General features: G+C 66.7%; 19 protein-coding genes, 2 tRNA genes and 3 rRNA genes. 11 read left to right on the top strand and 13 right to left on the bottom strand.

Annotated elements, in window-relative coordinates; translation table 11 throughout:
• Positions 1-420 precede the first annotated feature (420 nt).
• From rrf to AC1PZ7_RS05750, 7 genes are all read right to left on the bottom strand, one after another.
• Positions 421-535: ribosomal RNA gene (gene rrf, locus AC1PZ7_RS05780) — 5S ribosomal RNA — on the bottom strand.
• Positions 536-614: 79 nt separating this feature from the next.
• A 23S ribosomal RNA gene (locus AC1PZ7_RS05775) occupies positions 615-3,431 on the bottom strand.
• Between the two features lie 356 nt (positions 3,432-3,787).
• A tRNA-Ala gene (locus tag AC1PZ7_RS05770) sits at positions 3,788-3,863 on the bottom strand.
• 41 nt (positions 3,864-3,904) lie between these two features.
• A tRNA-Ile gene (locus tag AC1PZ7_RS05765) sits at positions 3,905-3,981 on the bottom strand.
• A 186-nt stretch (positions 3,982-4,167) separates the two neighbouring features.
• Positions 4,168-5,652 (bottom strand): 16S ribosomal RNA (locus AC1PZ7_RS05760).
• Together the 16S, 23S and 5S rRNA genes with 2 tRNA genes alongside form the textbook arrangement of a ribosomal RNA operon.
• Positions 5,653-6,324: 672 nt before the next feature.
• Complete coding sequence (locus AC1PZ7_RS05755) at positions 6,325-6,528, bottom strand: DUF1737 domain-containing protein (RefSeq protein WP_482358549.1); 204 nt, start codon at positions 6,526-6,528, stop codon at positions 6,325-6,327.
• Positions 6,529-6,648: 120 nt separating this feature from the next.
• On the bottom strand, positions 6,649-7,548 hold the full coding sequence (locus AC1PZ7_RS05750; protein ID WP_482358548.1) for an HpcH/HpaI aldolase/citrate lyase family protein: 900 nt from the start codon (positions 7,546-7,548) through the stop codon (positions 6,649-6,651).
• A gap of 111 nt (positions 7,549-7,659) precedes the next feature.
• Between AC1PZ7_RS05750 and AC1PZ7_RS05745 the strand changes: the two genes are divergently transcribed.
• Together AC1PZ7_RS05745 and AC1PZ7_RS05740 are read left to right on the top strand one after the other, a co-directional pair.
• A complete protein-coding gene (locus tag AC1PZ7_RS05745) occupies positions 7,660-8,832 on the top strand; it encodes an NAD(P)/FAD-dependent oxidoreductase (protein ID WP_482358547.1) in 1,173 nt (390 codons plus the stop codon).
• A gap of 233 nt (positions 8,833-9,065) precedes the next feature.
• Positions 9,066-9,836 carry a DUF429 domain-containing protein gene (locus AC1PZ7_RS05740; protein WP_482358546.1) on the top strand — a complete coding sequence of 257 codons (771 nt, stop codon included), beginning with the start codon at positions 9,066-9,068 and terminating at the stop codon, positions 9,834-9,836.
• A gap of 113 nt (positions 9,837-9,949) precedes the next feature.
• On the opposite strand, the gene cysC is transcribed toward AC1PZ7_RS05740, so the two are convergent.
• Positions 9,950-11,899 carry an adenylyl-sulfate kinase gene (gene cysC, locus AC1PZ7_RS05735; protein ID WP_482358545.1) on the bottom strand — a complete coding sequence of 650 codons (1,950 nt, stop codon included), beginning with the start codon at positions 11,897-11,899 and terminating at the stop codon, positions 9,950-9,952.
• 8 nt (positions 11,900-11,907) lie between these two features.
• Positions 11,908-12,714 (bottom strand): sulfate adenylyltransferase subunit CysD, encoded by an 807-nt coding sequence (gene cysD, locus AC1PZ7_RS05730; RefSeq protein WP_482358544.1) that lies wholly within the window; start codon positions 12,712-12,714, stop codon positions 11,908-11,910.
• 135 nt (positions 12,715-12,849) lie between these two features.
• On the opposite strand from cysD, the gene AC1PZ7_RS05725 reads away from it, so the two are divergent.
• From AC1PZ7_RS05725 to cysW, 7 genes are all read left to right on the top strand, one after another.
• A complete protein-coding gene (locus tag AC1PZ7_RS05725; RefSeq protein WP_482358543.1) occupies positions 12,850-13,158 on the top strand; it encodes a DUF2849 domain-containing protein in 309 nt (102 codons plus the stop codon).
• Positions 13,159-13,188: 30 nt separating this feature from the next.
• Positions 13,189-14,844 (top strand): nitrite/sulfite reductase, encoded by a 1,656-nt coding sequence (locus AC1PZ7_RS05720; RefSeq protein ID WP_482358542.1) that lies wholly within the window; start codon positions 13,189-13,191, stop codon positions 14,842-14,844.
• Complete coding sequence (locus AC1PZ7_RS05715) at positions 14,831-15,328, top strand: DUF934 domain-containing protein (protein ID WP_482358541.1); 498 nt, start codon at positions 14,831-14,833, stop codon at positions 15,326-15,328. The genes AC1PZ7_RS05720 and AC1PZ7_RS05715 overlap by 14 nt, the downstream gene beginning before the upstream one ends.
• Before the next feature lie 11 nt (positions 15,329-15,339).
• On the top strand, positions 15,340-16,086 hold the full coding sequence (locus tag AC1PZ7_RS05710) for a phosphoadenylyl-sulfate reductase (RefSeq protein ID WP_482358540.1): 747 nt from the start codon (positions 15,340-15,342) through the stop codon (positions 16,084-16,086).
• 384 nt (positions 16,087-16,470) lie between these two features.
• On the top strand, positions 16,471-17,490 hold the full coding sequence (locus AC1PZ7_RS05705) for a sulfate ABC transporter substrate-binding protein (RefSeq protein ID WP_482358539.1): 1,020 nt from the start codon (positions 16,471-16,473) through the stop codon (positions 17,488-17,490).
• A gap of 152 nt (positions 17,491-17,642) precedes the next feature.
• The gene (cysT, locus tag AC1PZ7_RS05700; protein ID WP_482359575.1) at positions 17,643-18,479 is read left to right on the top strand and encodes a sulfate ABC transporter permease subunit CysT; all 837 of its coding nucleotides are present in this window, start codon (positions 17,643-17,645) and stop codon (positions 18,477-18,479) included.
• Positions 18,476-19,357 (top strand): sulfate ABC transporter permease subunit CysW, encoded by an 882-nt coding sequence (gene cysW / locus AC1PZ7_RS05695; protein ID WP_482358538.1) that lies wholly within the window; start codon positions 18,476-18,478, stop codon positions 19,355-19,357. The genes cysT and cysW overlap by 4 nt, the downstream gene beginning before the upstream one ends.
• Positions 19,358-19,521: 164 nt before the next feature.
• On the opposite strand, the gene AC1PZ7_RS05690 is transcribed toward cysW, so the two are convergent.
• Both AC1PZ7_RS05690 and hisE read right to left on the bottom strand, forming a co-directional pair.
• On the bottom strand, positions 19,522-20,103 hold the full coding sequence (locus AC1PZ7_RS05690) for a YqaA family protein (protein WP_482358537.1): 582 nt from the start codon (positions 20,101-20,103) through the stop codon (positions 19,522-19,524).
• 58 nt (positions 20,104-20,161) lie between these two features.
• A complete protein-coding gene (gene hisE / locus AC1PZ7_RS05685) occupies positions 20,162-20,596 on the bottom strand; it encodes a phosphoribosyl-ATP diphosphatase (RefSeq protein ID WP_482358536.1) in 435 nt (144 codons plus the stop codon).
• A 209-nt stretch (positions 20,597-20,805) separates the two neighbouring features.
• On the opposite strand from hisE, the gene AC1PZ7_RS05680 reads away from it, so the two are divergent.
• Positions 20,806-22,140 (top strand): D-alanyl-D-alanine carboxypeptidase family protein, encoded by a 1,335-nt coding sequence (locus AC1PZ7_RS05680; protein WP_482358535.1) that lies wholly within the window; start codon positions 20,806-20,808, stop codon positions 22,138-22,140.
• A gap of 67 nt (positions 22,141-22,207) precedes the next feature.
• Positions 22,208-23,350: a CobW family GTP-binding protein gene (locus AC1PZ7_RS05675; protein ID WP_482358534.1), complete on the top strand. Its 1,143-nt coding sequence runs from the start codon at positions 22,208-22,210 to the stop codon at positions 23,348-23,350.
• Positions 23,351-23,368: 18 nt separating this feature from the next.
• Here the strand turns inward: AC1PZ7_RS05675 and AC1PZ7_RS05670 are convergent, their stop codons facing one another.
• Together AC1PZ7_RS05670 and AC1PZ7_RS05665 are read right to left on the bottom strand one after the other, a co-directional pair.
• A complete protein-coding gene (locus AC1PZ7_RS05670; RefSeq protein ID WP_482358533.1) occupies positions 23,369-24,046 on the bottom strand; it encodes a CAP domain-containing protein in 678 nt (225 codons plus the stop codon).
• Between the two features lie 72 nt (positions 24,047-24,118).
• Entirely contained in the window at positions 24,119-26,647 is a 2,529-nt protein-coding gene (locus AC1PZ7_RS05665) for a DUF3772 domain-containing protein (RefSeq protein ID WP_482358532.1), read from the bottom strand.
• Positions 26,648-26,835 lie beyond the last annotated feature (188 nt).

The raw sequence follows: 26,835 nt of genomic DNA, 5'->3' as shown, positions 1-26,835 counted from the left end.
CGGCGGCACGGCGAACGCGCAGAGCCGACCAAGGCGCAGACCGCCTCCGGACCCGCCCCTTCCCGGATTCGCCAAGCCGGCAAGGCGAGGCAAGGCAAGGCGAGGCGAGGCGAGGCGAATCGGGGGCGGAGTTGCGATGACTTGGGAAGATAGCCGGCAACATATTCAGCGCGTGAATGACGGGTCGTTCGGCGCCAGCGCGTCGCGAGTGGGCTGCGATTTGTGACAGGCCCCCTGCACCGCTCCGCCGCTCTGCCACTCGGCCCTCGGCCCTGCCGCTGCGGCCCTCGGCCGTTGGCACGTCGGCTGTTTTCGGCTGGCGTGGCTCTGTGTTGTTGAACGCAAAACGCCGCCCGGGGGATTAGTCCCGGGCGGCGTTTTGGGTTGTTTTCGTGACGAAGCGCTTGCTGTTCTTTGCAGGCCTGGCAGCGACCTACTCTCCCAGGTCTTGAGACATAGTACCATCGGCGCTGAGGAGTTTAACGGCCGAGTTCGGGATGGGATCGGGTTCAGGCTCCTCGCAATGGCCACCAGGCCGGCAAAGGACAGCAATTTTTGCGAAGCAAGCGGTCTTAGGTTCGATCCACTATGGTGAGTGGATATCGAGGATGAGAACGATCAAGCCAATCGAACGATTAGTACCGGTAAGCTCAATGCATTACTGCACTTACACACCCGGCCTATCAACGTGGTCGTCTTCCACGGTTCTCGAGGGAATACTCGTTTTGAGGTGGGTTTCCCGCTTAGATGCTTTCAGCGGTTATCCCGTCCGTACATAGCTACGCTGCACTGCGGCTGGCGCCACAACAGCTCCACCAGAGGTACGTTCATCCCGGTCCTCTCGTACTAGGGACAAATCCTCTCAATATTCCTACACCCACGGCAGATAGGGACCGAACTGTCTCACGACGTTCTGAACCCAGCTCACGTACCACTTTAATCGGCGAACAGCCGAACCCTTGGGACCTGCTCCAGCCCCAGGATGTGATGAGCCGACATCGAGGTGCCAAACGATGCCGTCGATATGGACTCTTGGGCATCATCAGCCTGTTATCCCCGGCGTACCTTTTATTCGTTGAGCGATGGCCCGTCCACGTGGGACCACCGGATCACTATGGCCGACTTTCGTCTCTGCTCGACTTGTCAGTCTCGCAGTCAGGCGGGCTTATGCCATTGCACTCGACGACCGATTTCCGACCGGTCTGAGCCCACCATCGCGCGCCTCCGTTACTCTTTGGGAGGCGACCGCCCCAGTCAAACTGCCCACCATGCAATGTCCCGGATCCGGATAACGGACCGCGGTTAGACATCCATATCTATAAGGGTGGTATTTCAAGGGTGACTCCACGAGAGCTGGCGCCCTCGCTTCAAAGTCTACCACCTATCCTACACATACCGACACGAATGCCAGTGCAAAGTTGCAGTAAAGGTGCACGGGGTCTTTCCGTCTGACCGCAGGAACCCCGCATCTTCACGGGGAATTCAATTTCACTGAGTCTATGCTGGAGACAGCGGGGAAGTCATTACGCCATTCGTGCAGGTCGGAACTTACCCGACAAGGAATTTCGCTACCTTAGGACCGTTATAGTTACGGCCGCCGTTTACCGGGGCTTCGATTCAAAGCTTGCACCTCTCCTCTTAACCTTCCGGCACCGGGCAGGCGTCAGACCCTATACGTCATCTTGCGATTTCGCAGAGCCCTGTGTTTTTGCTAAACAGTTGCCACCCCCTGGTCTGTGCCCCTCCCGCCTGGTTGCCCAAACGGAAGGCCTCCTTATCCCGAAGTTACGGAGGTAAATTGCCGAGTTCCTTCAGCATAGTTCTCTCAAGCGCCTTGGTATACTCTACCAGTCCACCTGTGTCGGTTTCGGGTACGGTCTGTAATGTGGGAGCTATTTCCTGGAACCCCTTCGAAGCCAGAACAGAACCAATTCGTCTGACAACACACGGGATTCGTCACTACCCACAGGCTCAGGAATATTCACCTGATTCCCATCGACTACGCCTTTCGGCCTCGCCTTAGGGGCCGGCTAACCCTGCGCAGATTAGCTTTACGCAGGAACCCTTGGACTTTCGGCGACAGTGTCTCTCACACTGTTTGTCGTTACTCATGTCAGCATTCGCACTTCCGATACCTCCAGAGGCCCTCACGGGTCCTCCTTCGCAGGCTTACGGAACGCTCCGCTACCGCTTGCCCGAAGGCAAACCCTAAGCTTCGGCGCGTGGCTTGAGCCCCGTTACATTTTCGGCGCAAGAATCCTAGACCAGTGAGCTGTTACGCTTTCTTTAAAGGATGGCTGCTTCTAAGCCAACCTCCTGGTTGTTTTCGGACTCTCACATCCTTTCACACTTAGCCACGACTTGGGGGCCTTAGCTGTAGGTCAGGGTTGTTTCCCTCTCGACGACGGACGTTAGCACCCGCCGTCTGTCTCCCGCGCAGTACTTCCAGGTATTCGGAGTTTGGTTAGGTTTGGTAAGATGGTAAATCCCCCTAGCCCATCCAGTGCTCTACCCCCTGGAGTATTCACGCGAGGCACTACCTAAATAGTTTTCGCGGAGAACCAGCTATTTCCGAGTTTGATTGGCCTTTCACCCCTAGCCACAAGTCATCCGAGACCTTTTCAACGGGCACCGGTTCGGTCCTCCAGTGCGTGTTACCGCACCTTCAACCTGCTCATGGCTAGATCACTCGGCTTCGGGTCTAATCCGACGAACTGAACGCCCTGTTCAGACTCGCTTTCGCTGCGCCTACACCTATCGGTTTAAGCTTGCTCGCCAGACTAAGTCGCTGACCCATTATACAAAAGGTACGCAGTCACCCAGGACGAACCTTGGGCTCCTACTGTTTGTAGGCATCCGGTTTCAGGAACTGTTTCACTCCCCTTGTCGGGGTGCTTTTCACCTTTCCCTCACGGTACTTGTTCGCTATCGGTCGCTGAGGAGTACTTAGGCTTGGAGGGTGGTCCCCCCATGTTCAGACAGGATTTCACGTGTCCCGCCTTACTCAAGGATGAATGATTGCATTACGTGTACGGGGCTATCACCCACTAAGGCCCGGCTTTCCTGACCGGTTCCACTTGTCGCACATTCACCACTGGCCTGGTCCGCGTTCGCTCGCCACTACTAACGGAGTCTCTGTTGATGTCCTTTCCTCCGGGTACTTAGATGTTTCAGTTCCCCGGGTTCGCTTCAAACCCCTATGTATTCAGGATTTGATACCTTCATGTGATAACTGGAATTCCAAAGCCTGACGGCTCGGGTCACCCCGAGGTCAGACCTCAGAGTTCCAGTCATCGAAGGTGGGTTTCCCCATTCGGAAATTCACGGATCAAAGCCTGTTCGCAGCTCCCCGTGACTTATCGCAGCGTACCACGTCCTTCATCGCCTCTCAGCACCAAGGCATCCACCGAATGCCCTTAAGACACTTGATCGTTCTCATCTTCGATATCCACCCCAAGGAACAAACGCCCGTGCGGATCGCGCCGGGTGTGCAACCCAACGCGTGACGGGCGGGGGCGAGATGGTTTTGAGAGACCCATCTCACGATATCGAAGTACTTTCTAAAGACCAGCTTGCTTCGCATGTCATTCGACGACGGTGCGGTCACGCTCCCGTCGGCCGTTCATCCCGCGCCCGAGGGCCCGAGATGTCGACCCGCGCTTGCGCGCCTGGTCGAATGAATGCTTCTTCACGATGTCAGACAACACGCCGATCCTCCAGGAGGACCGAACGAATTCAGGTTTTCATGGACGAGAGATCCCGCGCTCGACACCCATCACCGAAGTAATGGTGGAGCCAGACGGGATCGAACCGACGACCTCATGCTTGCAAAGCACGCGCTCTCCCAACTGAGCTATGGCCCCGGAAGACTGCAGCTCGCGTCGGCACGCGTCGTTTGATGAAGTGGTGGGCCTGGGAGGACTTGAACCTCCGACCTCACGCTTATCAAGCGCGCGCTCTAACCAACTGAGCTACAAGCCCCTAGCCATCAGTCCGGCCAAGGCACATCCGTGCCTCAACCCAGTGGCCTGGGCTCGTCCATGAAGAAAGAGAAACGAAGACGGCGGTGTCCCGCATAATGCTCACTGACTGTGAGCTTGTATCTAAGAGTTCCGATAGTCGTACCGGGATCCGAAAACCCCGGGCGTACTGAAGGAACATCCTTAGAAAGGAGGTGATCCAGCCGCAGGTTCCCCTACGGCTACCTTGTTACGACTTCACCCCAGTCGCTGACCCTACCGTGGTCGCCTGCCTCCCTTGCGGGTTAGCGCAGCGCCTTCGGGTAAAACCAACTCCCATGGTGTGACGGGCGGTGTGTACAAGGCCCGGGAACGTATTCACCGTGGCGTGCTGATCCACGATTACTAGCGATTCCAACTTCATGCACTCGAGTTGCAGAGTGCAATCCGAACTGAGACGGCTTTTGGAGATTTGCTTACCCTCGCGAGTTCGCTTCCCACTGTCACCGCCATTGTAGCACGTGTGTAGCCCAGCCCGTAAGGGCCATGAGGACTTGACGTCATCTTCACCTTCCTCGCGGCTTATCACCGGCAGTCCCCCTAGAGTGCCCAACTTAATGATGGCAACTAAGGGCGAAGGTTGCGCTCGTTGCGGGACTTAACCCAACATCTCACGACACGAGCTGACGACAGCCATGCAGCACCTGTGTTCCCGGCTCCGAAGAGCGTGGTCCATCTCTGATCCACTTCCGAGACATGTCAAAGGCTGGTAAGGTTCTGCGCGTTGCTTCGAATTAAACCACATGCTCCACCGCTTGTGCGGGCCCCCGTCAATTCCTTTGAGTTTTAATCTTGCGACCGTACTCCCCAGGCGGGAGGCTTAATGCGTTAGCTGCGCCACTGATGAGCATGCTCACCAACGGCTAGCCTCCATCGTTTACGGCGTGGACTACCAGGGTATCTAATCCTGTTTGCTCCCCACGCTTTCGCACCTCAGCGTCAGTACCGGACCAGTAAGCCGCCTTCGCCACTGGTGTTCTTGCGAATATCTACGAATTTCACCTCTACACTCGCAGTTCCACTTACCTCTTCCGGACTCGAGATACCCAGTATCAAGGGCAGTTCTGGAGTTGAGCTCCAGGCTTTCACCCCTGACTTAAATATCCGCCTACGTGCGCTTTACGCCCAGTGATTCCGAACAACGCTAGCCCCCTTCGTATTACCGCGGCTGCTGGCACGAAGTTAGCCGGGGCTTCTTCTCCGACTACCGTCATTATCTTCGTCGGCGAAAGAGCTTTACAACCCTAAGGCCTTCATCACTCACGCGGCATGGCTGGATCAGGCTTGCGCCCATTGTCCAATATTCCCCACTGCTGCCTCCCGTAGGAGTCTGGGCCGTGTCTCAGTCCCAGTGTGGCTGATCATCCTCTCAGACCAGCTACGGATCGTCGCCTTGGTGCGCCTTTACCACACCAACTAGCTAATCCGACGCGGGTTCATCCAATGGCGATAAATCTTTCCCCTTGCGGGCTCATACGGTATTAGTCCCAGTTTCCCGGAATTATTCCGTACCATTGGGCAGATCCCCACGTGTTACTCACCCGTCTGCCACTCACCTTGCGGTGCGTTCGACTTGCATGTGTTAAGCCTGCCGCCAGCGTTCGTTCTGAGCCAGGATCAAACTCTCAAGTTGAATGAGATAATTTGATCGGCTTTTCTGTCGCTACGCTCAAACCTCTTGACGAGGTTGGAACAACACGCATCCCTCGCGGGATAACGCGGTTCCGAGAACGTAAGACCGCCGAAGTCTCATCCGCCGCCAGACCAGTTGCCCGATCCGGTGGCTCGCAAGGACTCCGCCGTCCACGTTTCTCTTTCTTCCTATTAACCTGTCAAACAGCTTGGGGTCGAAACCCCGGGACCGAAGCCCCTCACCCTATAGGGCTCACACCCTTAGGGACATCGACACCTGCCGCCCGGCTTGAAGCCGACCGTCGCAACCGCCACATTCGTGGGATGCTGCAGAGGAGCGCCAAACCCGCCGTTGCGGTGGCGCCGCGTCGATGGGCGCTTTATAGGGGGAGCCGCCGGGCCGTGTCAACGGGATTCTTCAGAAAAATGACAGGCTCACGACACTGTTGATAAGCCGGGCCCGATCGAGAAGAAAGGCTGACCTATCAGTTGGTTAGCATTCCTGACCCAATTTCCGGACGCGATCGGGAGCCCTGCGGAGGCTTTGTCGCTCCCCTCCCGCCGGCCCTGCGCGACGGGGCCCGCGGCGCCCCCCGGAACGGCCCGCCGGCACGCTTCCGGGGCGCTTTCCGCGCCCTCCCGGCGCCCTGAAACGCAGGGTTTCCCGGGCCCGTCAGTGGTCCGACAGCACCACCTCGTCGTTCCACTCGCCCTCCACCTCCTTGACGACGACCTGCCCGCAGATCACCCGCCCCTTCGCGGGATCGAAGGTCAGGGTCGGGTTGCCGTGCAACTGCCAGCCCTTGTTGAGCGCCGCCGAGACGCGCTTGCAGAAGGCCTGGTCGTCCGGTCCGGTCAGGTAGCGATAGAGCTTCATCGAATGTTCCTGTCTTCCAATGTCGTCGTCCCGGCCGAAGCGCTGCGCCGAGCCGGTGTCGTTCCAGGGAGGGCGAAAGACCGATCCCGACTCGCGCCTGCGGCACGTCCGGGATGACAGCTAGCCGCGCGCCGCGATCGCGTCGGCCAGCGCCACGGTCCGGCGGGCGATGTCGGCATGCATGCGCTCGACCATACGCCCCTCGATCTGCACCACACCACTGCCGGCATTCTCCGGCCGGTCGAACAGCGCGATCAGCGCGCGCGCCTCCTCGACCTCCGCCGGCGGCGGCGAGAAGGCGGCGTTGCACGGCGCGATCTGGCTCGGATGGATCAGCGTCTTGCCGTCGAAGCCGAGGTCGGCCGCCTGCGCGCACTCGCGCGCAAAGCCCTCCAAGTCGCGGAAGGCGTTCCACACCGCGTCCAGCACCTCGACGCCGCCCGCCCGCGCCGCCAGCACGCAATGGGAGAGCCAGCTCGCCATCGGCGCCCGGCCGGGCACGATGCGGGCCCCGGTCTCCTTGGAAAGGTCGTTGGTGCCGAGCACCAGCACGGCCAGCCGCGTCGCCGGATCGCGCGAGGCCAGCGCGATGTCGAGCGCGCGCAGCACCGCCATCGGCGTCTCGATCATCGCCCAGACCCGCAGCGAGGGCGCCGCGCCGAGCGCGTCGAGCCGCCGCCCGGCCATCAGCAGCGTCTCCGGGTCGCTGACCTTGGGCAGCAGCACCGCGTCGGGCCCCGCCCCCTGCGCGCTCAGGCGGGCAACCATGCCGATGTCCTCCTCGAACCACGGCGTGTCGATGGCGTTGGTGCGCACCACCACCTCGCGTGGGCCGAAGCCGCCCTCGTCCAGCACCGTGGCGACCCGGGCGCGCGCCTCGCCCTTGGCGTCGGGCGCCACCGCGTCCTCCAGGTCCATGACGATGGCGTCGGCGGGCAGCGTCCGCGCCTTTTCCAGCGCGCGGGCGTTCGAGCCCGGCATGAACAGCACGCTGCGGCGCGGTCGGACGATTGTGGACATGATTCGCTCGGCTAATTGGCAGGAACAGGCGATGAGCCTATCCCGCTGGATGGCGGGCTGCCAATCGGACGCCGGACGCGTTCGGCCCGTGTTTCAGCGTGGGTAGAGACCATGGACGAGAATTTCGATGTGCTCATCGTCGGCGGGGCGATCATGGGCGCGGCGGCGGCCTATTTCCTCACCCTCGATCCGGCGTTTCGCGGCCGCGTCGGCGTCGTCGAGCGCGACACCAGCTTCGCGCACTCCTCGACCACGCTGTCGGCGGCCTCGCTGCGCCAGCAATTCTCGATCCCCGAGAACATCCGCATGTCGCTGTTCGGGCTGGAGTTCCTCAGGAGCGCCAGGGACCGCTTCGGGCCGGAGACCGATCTCGCCTGGCACGAGGGCGGCTACCTCATCCTCGCCAGCGCGGCGGGCCTGCCGATCCTTGAAGCCAATCACCGCGTGCAGCAGGCCGAGGGCGCCGACATCGCCCTGCTCGACCCGGCGCAGCTCGCCGCCACCTTTCCCTGGCTGAACGTCGAGGATCTCGCCGCCGGCGCCTATGGCCGCTCCGGCGAGGGCTGGTTCGACGCCCATGCCTTCCTCGCCTGCCTGCGCGGCGCGGCGAAGGCGCAGGGCGCGCATTTCATCAATGGCGAGGTGGTCGGCATCACCCGCGAGGGCGACCGCATCACCGGCGCCACGCTGGCGGACGGGCGCACGCTGGGCTGCGGCGCGCTGGTCAACGCCGCCGGCCCGCGCGCCGGGCGGGTCGCCGGCATGGCCGGCATCGCCCTGCCGGTGGAGGGGAAAAAGCGCTGCGTCTTCGTCGTGCATTGCCGCACGCCGTTGCCGAAGCTGCCGCTGCTGGTCGACCCCTCCGGCTTCTATATCCGCCCCGAGGGCACCTACCAGATCTGCGGCGCCCCGCCGCCGGAGGACAGCGACCCGGACGCCGACGGCGATTTCGAGGTCGACTGGTCGGTGTTCGAGGAAGGCATCTGGCCGAACCTCGCCCACCGCATCCCGGCGATGGAGGAATTGAAGGTCGTGCGCGCCTGGGCCGGGCATTACGAGATGAACCTGCTCGACCACAACGCCGTCATCGGCCCGCACCCGGAAGTGGCGAACTTCTATTTCATGAACGGCTTCTCCGGCCATGGCCTGCAGCAGGCCCCCGCCGCCGGGCGCGCCATCGCCGAATGGATCGTGCACGGGCGTTCCGTTTCGCTCGATCTCGACGTGTTCGGCTATGAGCGCATCCTCGCCGGCCGCCCGCACGCCGAGCTGAACATCATCTGAGCGCCACCAGCCGTCCGCGCGTCACCGTCATCCCATTGGCGGCGCCGTGCCCCATGGAGCTCGTCATCCCGGACGGCCGCAGGCCGATCCGGGATCGTCCGACAGGGGCGCAAAAGCGATGGGCGATCACGGCACCCGCTCCGCTCGGCCGGGATGACGGCGGCCGGCAGCCTCGTCCGGGACGAAAGCGGCTGATACGCTCGACATAACGAGAGCGGGAAAGGGAACGCGCCATGCGGGTCGCCGGGGTGGACGGCTGCAAGGACCGTCGCAACGGCGAAGGCGGCTGGGTGGCGGTGATCGTCGAGCCGGACGGCACGGCGCACGCCACCCGCATCAAGGCCCTCGCCGAACTGTTCGCCCGCCCCCTCGCCCCGGACATCGTCGCCGTCGACATGCCGATCGGCCTGCCCGACCACGTCGAGGCGAAGGGCCGCCCGCCGGAACGGCTGGTGCGCCCTCGCCTGGGCAGACGGCAGTCCAGCGTGTTCTCCATGCCCTCGCGCGCGGCGGTCTATGCCGGCGAGGACGCAACCGTGCCGGAAGCCGAGCGCTACCGCCACGCCTGCGCGCGTGCCCGCGCCACCTCCACGCCGCCGCGCGCAGTGGCCAGGCAGGGCTTCGCGCTGTTCCCCAGGATCATCGAGATCGACCGCTGGCTGCGCGAGACCCCGGCCCTGCAGGCGCGCGTCTTCGAATGCCATCCGGAGGTGAGCTTCTGGGCGATGAACGGCGGCACGGCCTTGCCCGAGCCGAAGAAGGCGAAGAACGCCCCCTTCCCGCCGGGCCTGGAGCTGCGCCGCCGGCTGCTGGAGGCCGCCGGCTTTCCGCCGGACCTGCTCTCGCCCTTCAGGGCGCACGAGCTGCGCGTGGGTCAGGACGACCTCATCGACGCCTGCGCCGCCGCCTGGACGGCGGGCCGCATCGCCCGCCACGCGGCGGAGAGCTTCCCCTCCCCGCCCGAGCGCGACGCGCACGGCCTGCCGATCGCCATCTGGGCGTGAACGGGTAGGACGTCATCCCGGACGGCCCGCAGGGGCCGATCCTGGATCGCGCAAACATTGGAGAACGATCCCGGCTCTACGGCTTCGCCTTCGGCCGGGATGACGCCTTGAGGCTACAGCCCCGCGCCGTCCACCACCGCCGAATCGGGACGGCGGAACACGCCGGCCTGGGCCAGCATCGCCTCCAGCCGATCCACGCCGGCGGCGGGGTCGAGCTTGTCGTTCTCGAGCACCAGCTCCGGCGCCGCCGGCGCCTCATAGGGCGCGTCGATGCCGGTGAAGCCGCGGATCTCGCCGGCCCGCGCCTTGGCGTAGAGCCCCTTGGGGTCGCGCGCCTCGCACACCTCGAGCGGGGTCGCGACATGGACCTCGAAGAAGTGGTCGCCGACGATGTCGCGCACCCGTCCGCGCGCCGCCGCCGAGGGCGACACCGCCGCCACCAGCACGATATGGCCGAGATTCTTCAGGAAGTTCGCCACTTCCGCGAGCCGGCGGTTGTTCTCCGCGCGGTCCTCCTCGGAGAAGCCGAGATCGCTGTTCAGCCCGGCGCGCAGCGTGTCGCCGTCGAGCAGCGTCGCCATGCCGCCGCGATGGAACAGCCGCCGCTCCAGCGCCCGCGCCAGCGTCGACTTGCCCGAGCCGGAAAGCCCGGTCAGCCACACCACCGCGCCGTCATGGCCGAAGCGGCCGATGCGCTCCTCGCTCGACATCGCCGAGGAGACCGGCGTGATGTTGCGCGCCGTCGCCGACCGCTCCACCTCGTTGTCGAGCACCGAGACGACGAGCCCGCCGCCGGCGATACGCCCGCCGAGCTCCAGCGCGATGCGCCCGGTGCGCGGGTTCAGCCCGTGCGGGTCGGCGGCGATCGGGCGCGACAGCACCAGATCGACCTCGCCGACCTGGTTGCGGCCGATGCCCTGCGACTCGGAAGTCGACAGATGGCCGGGGTCGATCACCTCATGCACCTTGCCGACGCTCGCCCGCACCTCCGACGTCGCGAGCCGGACGATCACCTGCGTCCCGGTCTCCAGCACCTCGTCGGCGAGCCAGAACAGGCGCACCCGCAGGCGCCGCGCCGCGTGCGGGCGCGAGGCCGGGGTCGAGACGATCTCGCCGCGCTCGACGAAGATCTCGCGGTCGAGCGTGATCGCCGCCGACGCGCCGGCCTTCAGCGCGGTCAGCTCCTGCCCGGCCGCGGGCGCCGGCCAGCTTTCGATGGTCTTCACCAGCGCGGTCTTGCCGGAGGGCTGGAAGACGATCTCATCGCCCAGCTTCAGGCTGCCGGTCTCGATCCGGCCCGCCACGATGCGCCGGTCGTCGAACTTGTAGACCGCCTGCACCGGCAGGCGCAGCGACAGGTCGCCGGGCGCGCGGGCCGGCTCAAAGCTATCGAGCGCCTCCAGCACGGTCGGCCCGGCATACCAGGGCGTACGCGCGCCGTGCCGGGAAACGCCGTCGCCCTCGCGGGCGGAGATCGGGATCACCACGCTGGCGCGGACGCCGAGATCGGCGAGATAGGCGGAAATCTCCGCCTCGATGGCGCGGAAGACGCCTTCGGCGAAATCCACCCGGTCCATCTTGTTCACCACCACCGCCACCTGCTTCACCCCGAGCAGGTGCAGCAGGTAGCCGTGCCGGCGCGTCTGGTCGCGCACGCCCTCGGCGGCGTCGATCAGCAGGAACGCCGCGTCGGCCTGCGCCGCGCCGGTGATCATGTTGCGCAGGAATTCCGCATGGCCGGGCGCGTCGATCAGGATGATGTCGCGCGAGGGCGTCTGGAAGCGGATCTGGCTGGTGTCGATGGTAATGCCCTGGTCGCGCTCGGCCTGCAGGCTGTCGAGCAGGAACGACCATTCGAAGGGCATGCCGCGCCGGGCCGACATCGCCTTGAGCTGTTCGAGCTTCTGCGCGGGGATGCCGCCGGTCTCGTGCAGCAGGCGGCCGATCAGCGTCGACTTGCCGTGGTCGACATGGCCGACGATGACGATGCGCACCAACTGCCGGTCGGCGGCGGCGACGTCGGGGGCGGCGGCGGCGGGAAGAGGCGTGACGTTGAGCGACATGACCGACCTCACAGATAACCGGCGACGCGAAGCCGCTCGAACGAATCCTCGGCTTCATGGTCCATGGCGCGGCCGGAACGCTCGGGCACCTTGGTCGTCGCCAGCTCCACCAGGATCTCGTCGATGGTCGACGCCTCCGACGCCACCGGGAAGGTGATGTCCTCGTCGCCGAGCGAGCGGTAGCGCTTGCCGTCCTTCGAGAAGTACAGCGGAATGACGGGAATATTCTCGCGCTTGGTGTAGGCCCAGATGTCGAGCTCGGTCCAATGCAGGATCGGATGCACGCGCAGATGGGCGCCCTGCGGCAGGGTCGCGTTGAAGTGATCCCAGAATTCCGGCGGCTGCTCGCGCACGTTCCAGTCGCCCTCCAGCCCGCGCGGGGAGAAGACGCGCTCCTTGGCGCGGGTCGCCTCCTCGTCGCGGCGGATGCCGGCGACCAGCGCGTCGAAGCCATACTTCTCCAGCGCCAGCTTCAGCCCTTCCGTCTTGCGCGCCGCCGAGCGGGTGGCCGGCGGCAGCGTCGGGTCCATCTGCTCCAGCGGCGGGCACGGGTCGACGCGCAGATCGAGCCCCCACTCTCCCGAGTAATGGTCGCGGAAAGCGTACATTTCCTTGAATTTCTTGCCGGTATCGACGTGAAGCACGGGGAACGGCACATGGCCGAGGAACGCCTTCCTCGCCAGCCAGATCATCACGTTCGAATCCTTGCCGAGCGACCAGAGCAGCGCCATGCGCTTCATCCGCGCGAAGGCCTCGCGGAAAATATAGATGCTCTGGGCCTCAAGCTCGTCGAGCCGGTCATCGGCAGTGGACATTGGTGAGATATCCGATTGCGCTCCGGTCATCGCCGGAGCTAATTACACGTAATTTACGTGCATTTATTTCTTTTGCACGTTCTAAATTGGTGTTATGCAGACCTACCCCATCCGTCAACAGGAATTTAAGCGGTCATGGCAGCGCCCCAGCAGCAGAAATTGAAGGTCAACGGCCCCGTCGCCGTCACCGCCAACCGGCTGACTGATGGCGCGGTCGTATGGCGCACGCGGCGCGGCGACTGGTCGATCGACCTCTCCGACGCGGCGATCGTGACCACCGCCGACGCCGCGATCGCCCTGCTGGCGGAAGCCGGCAAGCGCGACACCGACGCCGTCGGTTCCTATGTCGCGCCGGTGGTGGTGGAAACGGACGGTTCGGTGAAGCCGGGCAATCTGCGCGAACGCATCCGCGTCGACGGCCCGACCTTCGAACTGCCCCATTGAATTGGACGACGCACAAGGCCGATCACGACCATGTATGCCTATGACGAATTCGACCGCGCCTTTCTGGCCGAACGTGTCGCCGAGTTCCGCGACCAGGTCGGGCGCCGCCTCTCGGGCGCGCTGACCGAGGACGAGTTCAAGCCGCTGCGGCTGATGAACGGCGTCTATCTCCAGCTCCATGCCTATATGCTGCGCGTCGCCATCCCCTATGGCACGCTCAATTCCGATCAGCTGCGGCGCATGGCGCATGTCGCGCGCACCTATGATCGCGGCTACGGTCATTTCACCACCCGCCAGAACATCCAGTTCAACTGGATCAAGCTCGAGGAACTGCCCGAGGCGATGGCCGCGCTCGCCGAGGTCGGCGTCCACGGCATCCAGACCTCCGGCAACTGCATCCGCAACGTCACCACCGACCAGTGGGCCGGGGCGACGCCGGAGGAATGCGACGACCCGCGCATCTGGGCGGAGATCCTGCGCCAGTACTCGACCCTGCACCCTGAATTCACCTACCTGCCGCGCAAGTTCAAGATCGCCATCACCGCGGCCGCCCACGACCGCGCCGCCACCAAGGTACACGATGTCGGCCTGCGCCTGCACCGCAACGATCGTGGGGAGCTCGGCTTCGAGGTGCTGGTCGGCGGCGGCCTCGGGCGCACGCCCTTCGTCGGCAAGTCGATCCGCCCCTTCCTGCCGGTGCGCGAGCTGCTGAGCTACATCGAGGCGATCATGCGCGTGTACAATCAGTACGGGCGCCGCGACAACATCTACAAGGCGCGCATCAAGATCCTGGTGCACGAGATCGGCGCCGAGGAATTCTCCAAGGCGGTCGAGGCCGAATGGGCGGCGATCCGCGAGGGCGCGCTGCACCTCACCGACGAGATGATCGAGGAGATCCGCGGCCGCTTCATCTACCCCGCCTATCAGGCGCGGGAGGACGAGCCGGCCGAACTCGTCGAGGCGCTGGGCAACCCGCGCTTCGCCACCTGGTACCGCAACTCCGTGCACCGGCATAAGATGCCGGGCTATTCCATCGTCACCATCTCGCTGAAGCCGGTCGGCGCCCCTCCCGGCGACGCGACGGCGGACCAGATGGACGTGGTCGCCGATCTCGCCGACGCGTACGGCTTCCGCGAGATCCGCGTCGGTCATGAGCAGAATCTCTGCCTGCCCACCGTCGCCCAGCGGGACCTGCCGGAACTCTGGCGCCGGCTCGACGCGGCCGGGCTGGCGACGCCCAACGTCAACCTCGTCAACGACATCATCGCCTGCCCGGGCCTCGACTATTGCGCGCTGGCCAATGCCCGCGCCATCCCGGTCGCGCAGGAGATCGCCAAGCGCTTCGCCGACCTCGACCGTGCCCGCGGCATCGGCCGGCTGCACATCAACATCTCCGGCTGCATCAATGCCTGCGGCCACCACCATGTCGGCCATATCGGCATTCTCGGCGTCGAGAAGAACGGCCAGGAATTCTACCAGATCACGCTCGGCGGGCGCGCCGACGAGCATGCCCAGCTCGGCACCCTGCTCGGACCAGCCGTGTCCTACGAGCAGGTCCCCGGCCTGATCGAGGATGTCGTGGATACCTATATGGAATTGCGCGCCGGCCCGCAGGAACTCTTCATCGACACCGTCGCCCGGCTCGGCGTCGAGCCCTTCAAGGAGCGCGTCTATGCCGCTCATTGAGAATGGAAGCATCATCGAGGACCGCTTCGTCCGCGTCGGCGACGACGAGGCGCTGCCCGAAGGCGCGGCGGCGCTCGTCGGCATCGACCGCTTCCTGCGCGAAGCCGAGGCGCTGAAGGGCCGGCAGGCCCCGATCGGCGTGATCTGGCCGAACAACCGTCCGATCGCCGAGATCGAGCCCTATCTCGGCCAGCTCTCGCTGATCGCGCTCAATTTCCCGAGCTTCCGCGACGGGCGCGCCTACAGCCAGGCGCGGCTGCTGCGCGAGCGGCTCGGCTGGCACGGGCCGCTGCGCGCCATCGGCAACGTGCTGCGCGACCAGTTCCTGCTGATGGAACGCTCCGGCTTCGACCAGATCGAGGCGGTGAAGGTGGCCGACGCCGACGCCTTCGGCGAGGCGGTGCACCGTTACACCGTCTTCTATCAGCCCGCGACGGACGAGCGCCCCAGCCTGCTGCGCCAGCGCCTGGGCCGGACGATCTAGGAAACCCGCCAATGAGCATGGCCCAGCGCGCCGACACCGATTTCTCTCCCGCCACGCCCTGCACGGACGATGTGGGGGGGCTCGCCTGCGCGCTGGCGCAGGCCGGGCCGCAGGAGATCATCGCGGCCGCCGCCCGCGCCGTGGGGCCGGGCAGGCTGTGCCTGGTCTCCTCCTTCGGCACCGAATCGGCCGTGCTGCTCGCCTTCATGGCCGAGGTCGACCGCTCCCTCCCGGTCGTCTTCCTCGACACCGGCTGGCTGTTCGAGGAGACGCTCGCCTATCGCGACCAGCTCACCGCGCAGCTCGGCCTCACCGACGTGCGCTCGATCCCGCCCGACCCGGAACGGCTGGCCGCGCTCGACAGCGACCGCGACCTCTGGTTCTCCGACCCCGATGCCTGCTGCCGCATCCGCAAGGTCGAGCCGCTCGCCCGCGCGCTTTCCGGCTTCGGCGGCTGGCTGAACGGGCGCAAGCGCTATCAGGGCGGGCTGCGCGCCGCCATCCCTGTGGTGGAACGCGACGGCGCGCGGCTCAAGTTCAACCCGCTCGCCAATCTCGACCGCGCCGCGGTCGAGGCCGCGCACAAGCGGTTCGGCCTTCCCGACCACCCGCTGATGGCGAAGGGCTTCGCCTCCGTCGGCTGCATACCTTGCACCAGCCGCGCGGCGGCGGACGAGGACGCCCGTGCCGGCCGCTGGCGCGGCAAGGCCAAGACCGAGTGCGGCATCCACACGCTGCTCGACACGGTCGAGCGCTGAGACTGCCCCCCATCCCCGGGCCTGCCCCGGGGACCCAGCCCCGCGCCGCCGGGCGAGGCCGCGCCCACGCCGATAAGGGCCGCCCCGCCGCGAGACTCCCCGCCATCCCCCCGTCATCCCGGCCGAGCGGATGCGAGAGCCGGGATCGCGCGCGCCCCGTGCTCGGCGACGGCGAACGATCCCGGATCGTGCTCCGGGATGACGGGTCGGGGGCCGGCGCAGGCCGGGCATCATGAGGGCGGCCCCGCAGGTGCCCGTCCGAGCCGGCCAAGATCTATTTCCTATTAATTCTGTAGTTTTTATATTGACCCCGTCATTCCGGCGTGAAACTCTCTGCTCCACGTCCTTCATCGGCGCCGGGAGCGCTGCCGCGGAGAAGCCCACATGTCGTTCACTTTCAAGCCTGCGATCGCGGCCGCGCTCGTCGCCGCCCTCGCCGCGCCGCTCGCCGTCGCGCCGGCCGCCCGCGCCGCCGACGTCACCCTGCTCAACGTGTCCTACGACCCGACGCGCGAGCTCTACCAGCAGTTCAACAAGCTCTTCGCCGACAGCTACAAGGCCGAGACCGGCAAGAGCGTCGAGGTGAAGGCCTCGCATGGCGGCTCGGGCAAGCAGGCCCGCTCGGTGATCGACGGCCTCGACGCCGACGTCGTCACCCTGGCGCTCGCCTATGACATCGACGCCATCGCCGACAAGGGCTTCCTCGCCCAGGACTGGCAGACGCGCCTGCCGGACAATTCCTCGCCTTACACCTCGACCATCGTCTTCCTGGTGCGCAAGGGCAATCCCAAGTCCATCAAGGACTGGGACGACCTCGTGAAGCCGGGCGTGCAGGTCATCACGCCGAACCCGAAGACCTCCGGCGGCGCCCGCTGGAACTACCTCGCCGCCTGGGCTTACGCGCTGAAGACATACGGCTCGCAGGACAAGGCGAAAGCCTTCGTCGGCGAGCTCTTCAAGCACGTTCCCGTGCTCGACACCGGCGCGCGCGGCTCGACCGTGACCTTCACCGAGCGCGGCGTCGGCGACGTGCTGCTGGCCTGGGAGAACGAGGCGTTCCTGTCGAAGAAGGAACTGGGCGACGACAAGTTCGACATCGTCGTCCCCTCGCTCTCCATCCTCGCCGAGCCGCCGGTCGCCGTCGTCGACAGGAATGTCGACCGCAAGGGCACGCGGGACGTGGCGCAGGCCTATCTCAAGCTGCTCTACAGCAAGCAGGGCCAGAAGCTCGCCGCCGAGAATTTCTACCGCCCGCGCGATCCCGAGATCGCCCGGGAATATGAGAAGGTCTTCCCGAAGGTCGACCTCGTGACCATCGACGACCCGGCCTTCGGCGGCTGGCGCAAGGCGCAGAAGACCCACTTCTCCGACGGCGGCGTATTCGACCAGATCTACGCGAACTGACGACTTGCCTGCCAATCGCCAATCGGTCTTCCTGACCGGGATGCCGGGCCTGTCCGCAGGCCCGGCATCCGCCATGACATGACGCCGCCGGGAGCCGAGCCTTGAGCGAGACGACGCTGGACCGAACCACCCTGGCGGGAGCCCTGCCGCCGATGCCGGCGCGGCGCGCGCGCAGCGTCGTCCCCGGCTTCGGCCTGACGCTCGGCCTGACCCTGCTCTGGCTGTCGCTGGTCGTGCTCATCCCGCTGGCGGCGCTGTTCCTCAAGACCGCCGAGCTGCCGCTCGAGCGCATCGTCGCCATTCTCACGGCGTCGCGCACGCTGAACGCGCTGAAGATTTCCTTCGGCCTGTCGCTGGTGGCCGCCGCGGTCAATCTGGTCGTCGGCGCCGTCATCGTCTGGGCGCTGGTGCGCTACGAATTCCCCGGCCGGCGGGTGCTCGACGCGCTGATCGACATCCCCTTCGCCCTGCCGACCGCCGTCGCCGGCATCGCGCTCACCACGCTCTATGCCGAGAATGGCTGGATCGGCAGCCTGCTGGCTCCCCTCGGCATCAGGGTCGCCTTCACCCCGCTGGGCATCCTCGTCGCGCTCATCTTCATCGGCCTGCCCTTCGTGGTGCGCACGGTGCAGCCGGTGCTGGAGGATCTCGACCACGAGCTGGAGGAGGCCGCCGCGACGTTAGGGGCCGGGCGCTGGACGACGATCCGCCGCATCGTGCTGCCCGCCGTGCTGCCCGCCTTCCTCACCGGCTTCGCCCTCGCCTTCGCCCGCGCGGTCGGCGAATACGGCTCGGTGATCTTCATCGCCGGCAACCTGCCGAACGTGTCGGAGATCGCCCCGCTGCTGATCGTCATCCGGCTGGAGGAGTTCCGCTACGCCGACGCCACCACCATCGCCGCGACCATGCTGGTCGCCGCCTTCCTGCTGCTGTTCGTGATCAACGGCCTGCAGCGCTGGTCGCAGAGCCGCACCGGGAGGCTCGCATGAGTGCCGCGCCCGTGCGTGCCGCGCCTGGCCGTGCCGCTCCCGTGCGCGCCGTGCCCGTGCGCGACGAGCCCGCCATCGTGAAGTGGATCATCGTCGCCCTGGCGGTCGGCTTCATCGGCCTGTTCATCGTAGTGCCGCTGGTCAACGTCTTCGCGCAGGCCTTCGTGAAGGGCTGGCAGGCCTATTTCGCCGCCCTCGTCGAGCCGGACGCGCTGGCGGCGGTGCGGCTCACCTTGCTGGTCACGGCGCTGTCGGTGGGCGCCAACACGGCGATGGGCCTCGTCATGGCCTGGGCCATCACCAAGTTCGAGTTTCGCGGCAAGAGCTTCCTCATCACCCTCGTCGACCTGCCCTTCTCGGTGTCGCCGGTGGTCGCCGGCCTCGTCTTCGTGCTGCTGTTCGGCGCGCAGGGCATTTTCGGCCCGTGGCTGATCGACCATGGCTGGAAGATCATCTTCTCCTGGCCCGGCATCACGCTCGCCACCATCTTCGTCACCTTCCCCTTCGTCGCCCGCGAACTGATCCCGCTGATGCAGGAACAGGGCACGGCCGAGGAAGAGGCGGCGGTCACGCTGGGCGCCGGCGGCTGGCGCGTCTTCTCCCGCATCACCCTGCCCAACATCAAATGGGCGCTGCTCTACGGCGTGCTGCTCTGCAACGCCCGCGCCATGGGCGAGTTCGGCGCGGTGTCGGTGGTGTCGGGCCATGTGCGCGGCGAGACCAACACCATCCCGCTGCAGGTCGAGATCCTCTACAACGAGTACCAGTTCCAGGCGTCCTTCGCCGTCGCCTCGCTGCTCGCTTTGCTCGCCATTGTCACCCTGCTGGCCAAGACGCTGCTGGAGGCCCGGCTTGACGGCGGCGGCGGGCGCCACTGAGGGGCATCCGTGTCCCGGCCCAGCGACGCCGCAGGCGGAGCGCCGAGCCGGGATCCAGCGCAAGACTCCGCCGCAGGCGCTTCGGAAACAGATTCAGTGGCTTCGCCGAGTTCCCCCTGGATCCCGGATCGGTGCTGCACCTCGTGCAGCTTGTCCGGGAAACGTCAGAACAGATACAGCGCCGCGATGAAGCCGCCGACCAGCACCACGGCGAACACCGCCGTCACCAGGCCGAGCCGCCGCTCGATGAAGTCGCGCGCCGAGGGGCCGATCCAGTAGAGCAGCCCCGCCACCATGAAGAAGCGCAGGCCGCGGGTGATCGCTGAGAGCACGACGAACCAGAACAGGCTGTAATGGGCGAAGCCCGAGGTGATCGTCACCACCTTGTAGGGGATCGGCGTCAGGCCCTTGATCAGGATGATCCAGTGGCCGTAGCGCTGATAGGCCTGCGTGAACGCATCGACCTTGGCGCCGTAGCCATAGAGCTGGATCAGGAACTGCCCGACCGATTCATAGAGCAGCGCCCCGATGGCGTAGCCGGCCAGCCCGCCCACCACCGAGGCGAGCGTGCAGATAGCGGCATACCACCAGGCGAGGCTGGGCCGGGCGAGGCACATCGGCACCAGCATCACGTCCGGCGGCACCGGGAAGAACGAGCTTTCGGCGAAGGAGACGCCGGCCAGCGCCCAGGGCGCGGAAGGCCGCTCGGCGAGGTCGATCACCCATTGGTAGAGACGGCGCAGCATGACATCCTGCCGAAGGCTGGAAGGGTGGGGAAACGGCGGAGATAAGGACGCCCGCGCCTTACGAACGCCGGCGGCGGTCGAGGCGCGCCGGCTCGCCCGCGCCCTCGACGACGTCCCATAGCAGCGGCGCCGGCGCACCGGAATAGTCGGCCGGATACCTGTCCTTGCCGCCCGACGCCCGGCGCTTGGGCATCTTCTCGGCCATGCCGAGCAGCTTCTCGCGCCGGCGCATCTCGGCCCACACGTCCTCCGGCGCGATGCCGAGCTCGGCCCACAGCACGACGAGGTTGTAGATGAGGTCGGCGCTCTCGCGCACCGTCGCCGCCTTGTCGCCGATCACGCCGTCGAGCGCCACCTCGACCGCCTCCTCGGCGACCTTCTTGGCCATGACCGCCCGCCCTTTGCGGAACAGCCGCTCGGTGCGCGGGGAAGGATTGTCTCCCTTCCGCGTCGCGACCACGGCGGCATGCAGGCGGCGAATCGAATCAGTCATGCAGCGATCATAAATCCACTTCCATGACGCGCTTGTAGTGGAAAACGCCCGCGCGCCGCACCGGCATGCGCCTTCCCCTTCGCGGCGGATGGCGCTCCTGTGAACGCGCCGGCGTGGCTTTGTCTTTTGCGCCGCCGCATGGATCGGGTTATGCAGGAGGCGATGAGCCTGCTCATCGCAGGCCCACGCTGGAAACGGATACTCGAAGCGTGTCGAACCTTCCCCTCTTCCGCCCCCGCAAATGCCTCGCCTGGCTGGTGGCCGGCCTCCTTGGCGCCGGCCTTCTGGCGCCCGCCGCGGCGCATGCTACGCCGGCGCTCGTCATCGAGGTGCAGACCGGCAAGGTGCTGCTGGCGGAAGACGCGACCAAGCCCTGGTACCCGGCCTCCATCACCAAGCTGATGACCGCCTATGTCACCTTCAAGGCGCTGCGCGCGGGCCGGCTCACGCCGGAGACGCTCATCACCGTGACGGACAATGCGACGGCGCAGAAGCCCTCCAAGATGGGCTTCAAGGCCGGCACCCAGGTCACCGTCGACAACGCGCTCAAGATGATGCTGGTGAAGTCGGCCAACGACATGGCCGTCGTGCTGGCGGAAGGCGTCGGCGGCAACCTGCCGGCCTTCGTCGCCGAGATGAACGCCACCGCGCGCGAGCTCGGCATGACCGGCACGCACTACGCCAACCCGAACGGCCTGCCCGATCCCGACCAGGTCTCCACCGCGCGCGACCTCGCCATCCTCGCCCGCGCCATCTTCCTGAACTTCCCCGAGCAGGCCGACCTGTTCCGCATCCCGGCGATCAAGCTCGGCCCGGCCGTCATCCGCAGCTACAACAAGCTGATCGACCGCTATCCCGGCGCCGACGGCATGAAGACCGGCTTCATCTGCGCCTCCGGCTTCAACCTCGTCGCCAGCGCCACGCGCGGCGACCGCCATCTGCTGGTGGTCGTGCTCGGCACCGATTCCGGCAAGGCGCGCACCGAGCAGGCGGCGCTGCTGCTGGAGCGCGGCTTCCAGCAGTCCTGGAACATCTTCGGCTCGATGGCGCCGACGGTCGAAACGCTGCGCAACGAGGGCGGCGCGCCGGCCGATCTGCGCGCGCAGGTGTGCGGCGGCAAGCGCAAGAACACCGCCTCCGAGGCCGACGACGACAGCGGTCCCGCTCCCACCGGCTACGTCGCCGCCGGCATGAGCGATCTCGGCGACAACGTCACCGGCGCCAGCCTGCTGCAGAAGCTGCCGCCCTCCATGCCGCCGGTCGAGGTCTGGGTCGGCCCGGTGCCGAGCGCCGAGGCGCTCGCCGCCGCCTATCCGCCGCCGCCGGTGAAGAAGAAGCCCACCACCGCGAAGAAGCCGGCGAACAAGAAGGGGCCCACGACGGCGGTCATCGACCCGAACGATCCCGTCGCCGCGCCGAAGCCCAAGCCCGCCCCCAAGCCAAAGCCCTCGACCGCGCAGGCGGCGCCGAAACCTTCGCCCAAGCCGTTGCCGAAGCCGGCTCCCGCGCCTACCTATCCGGTCGTTCCTCCGCCGCCGCAATAGTGCCTCCCGGGCGCCGCGGCCTTCCCTCGTCGGCGCGCGGGCGCCGCGCCCGCACAGGATATCGACCATGAGCGAGGAGACCCGTCTCCCGCCGGAGCCCATTCCGGTCACGCTGCTCACCGGCTTTCTCGGTGCCGGCAAGACGACGCTGCTGAACGCCCTGCTGCAGCGGCCCGAGCTGGCCGACACCGCCGTGCTGATCAACGAGTTCGGCGAGATCGGCCTCGACCATCTGCTGGTCCAGCATTTCGACGACGCCACCGTGCTGCTCGCCTCCGGCTGCCTGTGCTGCACCATTCGCGGCGATCTGGTGGAAGGGCTGGAGCAGTTGCTGCGGCGCATGGACAACGGCGCCATTCCGCCGTTCCGCCGGATCGTCATCGAGACCACCGGCCTCGCCGATCCCGCGCCGATCCTGCACGTGCTGATGATGCACCCCTATCTGGTGCTGCGCTTCCGGCTCGACGGCGTGGTGACCGTGGTCGATGCGGTGAACGGCGCCGGCACGCTCGACGAGCATGCCGAATCCGTCCGCCAGGCCGCCATCTCCGACCGCATCGTGCTGACCAAGACCGATCTGGTCGACACGCCCGAGCGCGAGGCGAACCTCGCCGCGTTGCGCCGGCGCCTCGTCCGGCTGGCGCCCGGCGCGCCGGTGCTCGACGCCGCGCGCGGCGAGGCGACGCCGGCGGCGCTGTTCGGCGCCGGGCTGTACGATCCCGCGACCAAGATCCCCGACGTCTCGCGCTGGCTCGCCGACGAGGCGGTGGCGGCGGCGGAAGAGGCCGCGCGCGGCCATGCCCATGACGGGAGCGGGCACGACGAGAACCGCCATGACGACCGCATCCGCGCCTTCACCGTGGCGACGGAGGCGCCGGTCTCGGCCGCCGCCATCGACATGTTCCTGGAGCTGGTGCGCGGCACCCATGGCCCCAAGCTGCTGCGGCTCAAGGGCATCGTGAAGCTCGCCGAGGATCCCGAGCATCCGCTCGTGCTGCACGGCGTCCAGCATGTGCTGCACCCGCCGAGCCAGCTTCCCGCCTGGCCGGACGAGGACCGGCGCACACGTCTCGTGATGATCGTGCGCGACGTCGAGCCGGCGGTGATCCGCCGGCTGTTCGACGCCTTCATGGGGCTGCCGGTGGTCGACACGCCCGACCCGCGCGTCGTCGCCGACAATCCGCTGGCGCCGGCGACGCTGCGGCGCTGAGCGCGCGCCCTTGGTCGCCTACTGCCCCGGCAGCGGCGCGCCGTTGAGCAGCACCTGCGTGCCGCCGACGGGCGAGGCGGCAGCCGGCGCCCTGCTGCTTGCAGCCTGTGAGGTGGCAGCAGCGCCGGCAGCGGTGCTTGCAGTGGCGGTTGCAGCCGCCTCGGCAGCCTCGGCCCGCGTATCCGGCACGGCGATCACCATCGCCCAGTAGACGCTGTACTTGCTGCGCGGCGCGCGCACCGCGGCGATGCCGAGCCGCGTCGCCCCGGCCATCAGCATGTTCTTGTTGTGCGAGGGCGAGTCGCGCCAGCCGGAGAAGGCCTCGGCCAGCGTGTGGTAGCCGGCGCCGACATTCTCCGCCGCCTTGAGCCCGCTGAAGCCCGCCGCCTTCAGCCGCGTGGTGAGCCCGCGCCCGCCAATGTCGTGCGAGAGCTTGTCGGCGGAGGCCATCGCCTTGGCCTGCCGCTCGGCCACCGTCATCAGCACCGGGTCGATGGTGACGGCCGGCAATCCGCGGCCGCGCCGGTAGTCGCTGATCAGCGCGGCCGCCGCCTGCGGGTCGAGCGCGCCGCCCTTGGAGATGTTGGCGTAGAAGGTCTCGTCGACCGGCGTCACCGCGGGTCCGGCGGCGCAGCCGCCGAGCAGCAGCGGCACCAGCAGCATTCCGGCGAGGCGCTTCATCAGGAAGGAGGACATGGGGTTCTCTCGAAGGGAGGAAGTCGCGCGGAGCGGAGGTCTTGCCGGCCGGGCCTCGGGCATGTGGGTCGGTCAGGTGTCGTCGTCGCCGCTCGCCTCGTCGCCGCTCGCCTGGTCGCCGATGCGCCCGCCGCGATAGACGTTCCAGGGCGTATAGGGAATGCCGATCTTGCCCGTCTTCAGGCGGTCGAGTACGGCGAAATGCAGGTCGCTCTTCACGGTCAGCGCGTAATCGACATTCGCCACCACGCACCGCAGCTCGAATTTCAGGTAGCTGTCGCCGAACGCCATCAGGAACACGCGCGGCGGCGGACTGCGCAGCACCTGCGGATGATCGCAGGCGCAGCCGATGAGGATGTCGCGCACCTCGTCGGCGTCCGCATCATAGGCGACGTTGACCGCCACGATCACCCGGCCCGTGGTGTTGGCGTGGGTGAAGTTCTTCACCATGCCGGTGATGAGGTCGGAATTGGGGATCAGCACCGCCGCGCGGTCGAAGGTCTCGATCTCGGTGGCGCGCACGCTGATGCGCCGCACATAGCCTTCCTCGCCCTTCACCGAGATGGTGTCGCCCACCCGGATCGGCCGCTCGGCCAGCAGGATCAGCCCCGAGACGAAGTTCGAGACGATGGATTGCAGGCCGAAACCGATACCGACCGAGAGCGCACCGGCGACCAGCGCGATGTTCTCGAGGTTGAGCCCGAGCTGGCCCATCGCCATGGCGATCACGGTGATCGAGCCGATATAGCCGATGATGGTGGCGATCGAGTTCTGCAGGCTCTGGTCGAACGCCGTCTTCGGCAGGATCGCCACCGCGAACCAGCGCTGCACCGCGCGGGCGATGACGATGCCGATCACCAGGAACAGCACCGCGCTCAGTATGTCGCCGATGGAGATCGTGGAACTGCCGATGGTGAAGCCGAAGGTGGCGCGGCGCGCGAGATCGGCGAGGTCCGAGGTGGAGGTGCCGAAGGTGCCCACCACCACGACCACGATGCCGATGATCGCCACCGCCTTCAGCAGCCCCGCCACCAGCACGGCGAGCAGTTCGAGGCTCGCCGGGCGCACGCCGAGCGTCTTCGCCGCATGGCGCGCCCGCGGGCCGGTGGCGAAGGCATCGATGAACACCGAATTGATCAGCGCCACGACGAGATAGAGCGTGCCGGCCATGACCACCGCGACCAGCGCGCGCGAGGCCAGGAAGGTGGCGAAGGTCACATAGCCGCCGACCAGCGCGCCGAGGATGGTAAGATTAAGTACCCAGAACGGAAACCGGATCCAGTTCAGCAGGCCCGCCGAGGGGCCGTCCTTGCCATCCTGGGATTTGCCATCGTCGGCTTTGTCGTCCTGGAGCTTGCCGTCCTGGAGCTTGCCGTCCTGGGGCGTGCGCTCATTGGCATCGTCGTCGCCATCGCCGGAGAGCGCGTTGAGCGCACGCATGCTGCGCGCCGCCACCAGCACCAGGCAGAGCGACATCGTGGCGCTGGTCGCCACCGAGAGCGGCACCGGAGCCACCAGGGCGCGGTGCACGGCGGCGAGCAGCGCCGCCGCACCGAGGATCCACAGTCCGACCGCCGCATGGCCGTAGATCAGCCGGACCATGGCGTCCGAGAGCGGGACGACGCGGCGCTGGGGCTCGCCGGGCGCCAGCGCGCCATCCAGCAGGCCCCGGCCGACGGCAACGATGAGGACCGCGAGGAGGAGGCCATCGGCGATTTCGTTGACACGCGCCGGCAGCAGATCGAAGCCGTTCAGCAGGGCCATCACGGCGGCGGCCGCCGCCGGTGCCGCCGCCATCCGCAACAGGGCGACCAGAGCGGAAAGCCCGCAGGCCCGCAGCCGCGAGAGCGGCTCGCCCTGCACGCCAAGCTCGGCGCGGTGCAACGGCCGCGCGAGCACGCTGCGCGCTAGGAAGATCAGCCCGATGATCGCCAGCGCACCGAAGGCGACCGCGATCTGGCCGAGCGGCGGCATGCGCGCATTGGCGTAGGCGGCCCAGTCGTTCAGCAGATAGTTGATGCCGCGCACTTCGCCCGGCACCGCCGCCGCCGCCGCCAGCCACAGCGAGGGGTCGAGGATGCTGTGGGAGCGCGCCAGCAGCGTGTCGGTGAACAGCGCCCGGCGGCGGCTGGTGACGCGGTCCGAGAGCTGGTCCGCCCGCACCTTCAGCAGCTTGGCCTGCTTCAGCACCGCGTCGAGCTCGGTGGCGCGCGCGGTGAGCGTGTCGCGCTCGGAAACGATGGAGCCGTCTTCCGGCGGGGCATCGGCCGCCGGCTTCGGGCCGATTTCCTTGACGCGGTGGTTGAGATTGGCCAGCAGCGGCTCAAGCGCGGCAATGCCGGCGGCGAGATCGGTGCGCACCGGATCGAGCCGGTTGCGCAATTCGTCGAGGTCGATCGAGCGCAGCCCGTCGCGCCCCAGCCCCGCTTCGACGCCATCGACGATGGCGCGCTGGCCCTCCAGCTTCTCCTGCACCTGCTGCTGCTCGACCGGGATCTGTGCCCAGCCGGCGCCGGCGCAGATGAGAAAGGCGAGGGCGACCAGCGCGGCCGCCGCAAGCGCGAAGGCGCGCGGGACGAGCGAACGGGCGATCGCACGCATCAGGTGGCGCCCATGGGGCGCAGCGAGACGGTCGCCGATGGCAGGATCGGGTGCGGCAGGGCTGAGAAACATCGTCCAGGGCGAATTGGAGGCAAAGGCCACCCTGTCTCATGCCCGATCAAGGCCAAGTCAAGGCGTGGCGCGTCGGTGATCCGCCGCACGCATCGTCCGCCCGCGCCGAACGCGGG

It is taken from the genome of Ancylobacter sp. TW_SC_1 (genome assembly GCF_056836805.1).
The sequence above is the reverse complement of the archived record's forward strand: the minus strand, read 5'-3'. Positions and strand labels throughout refer to the sequence as shown.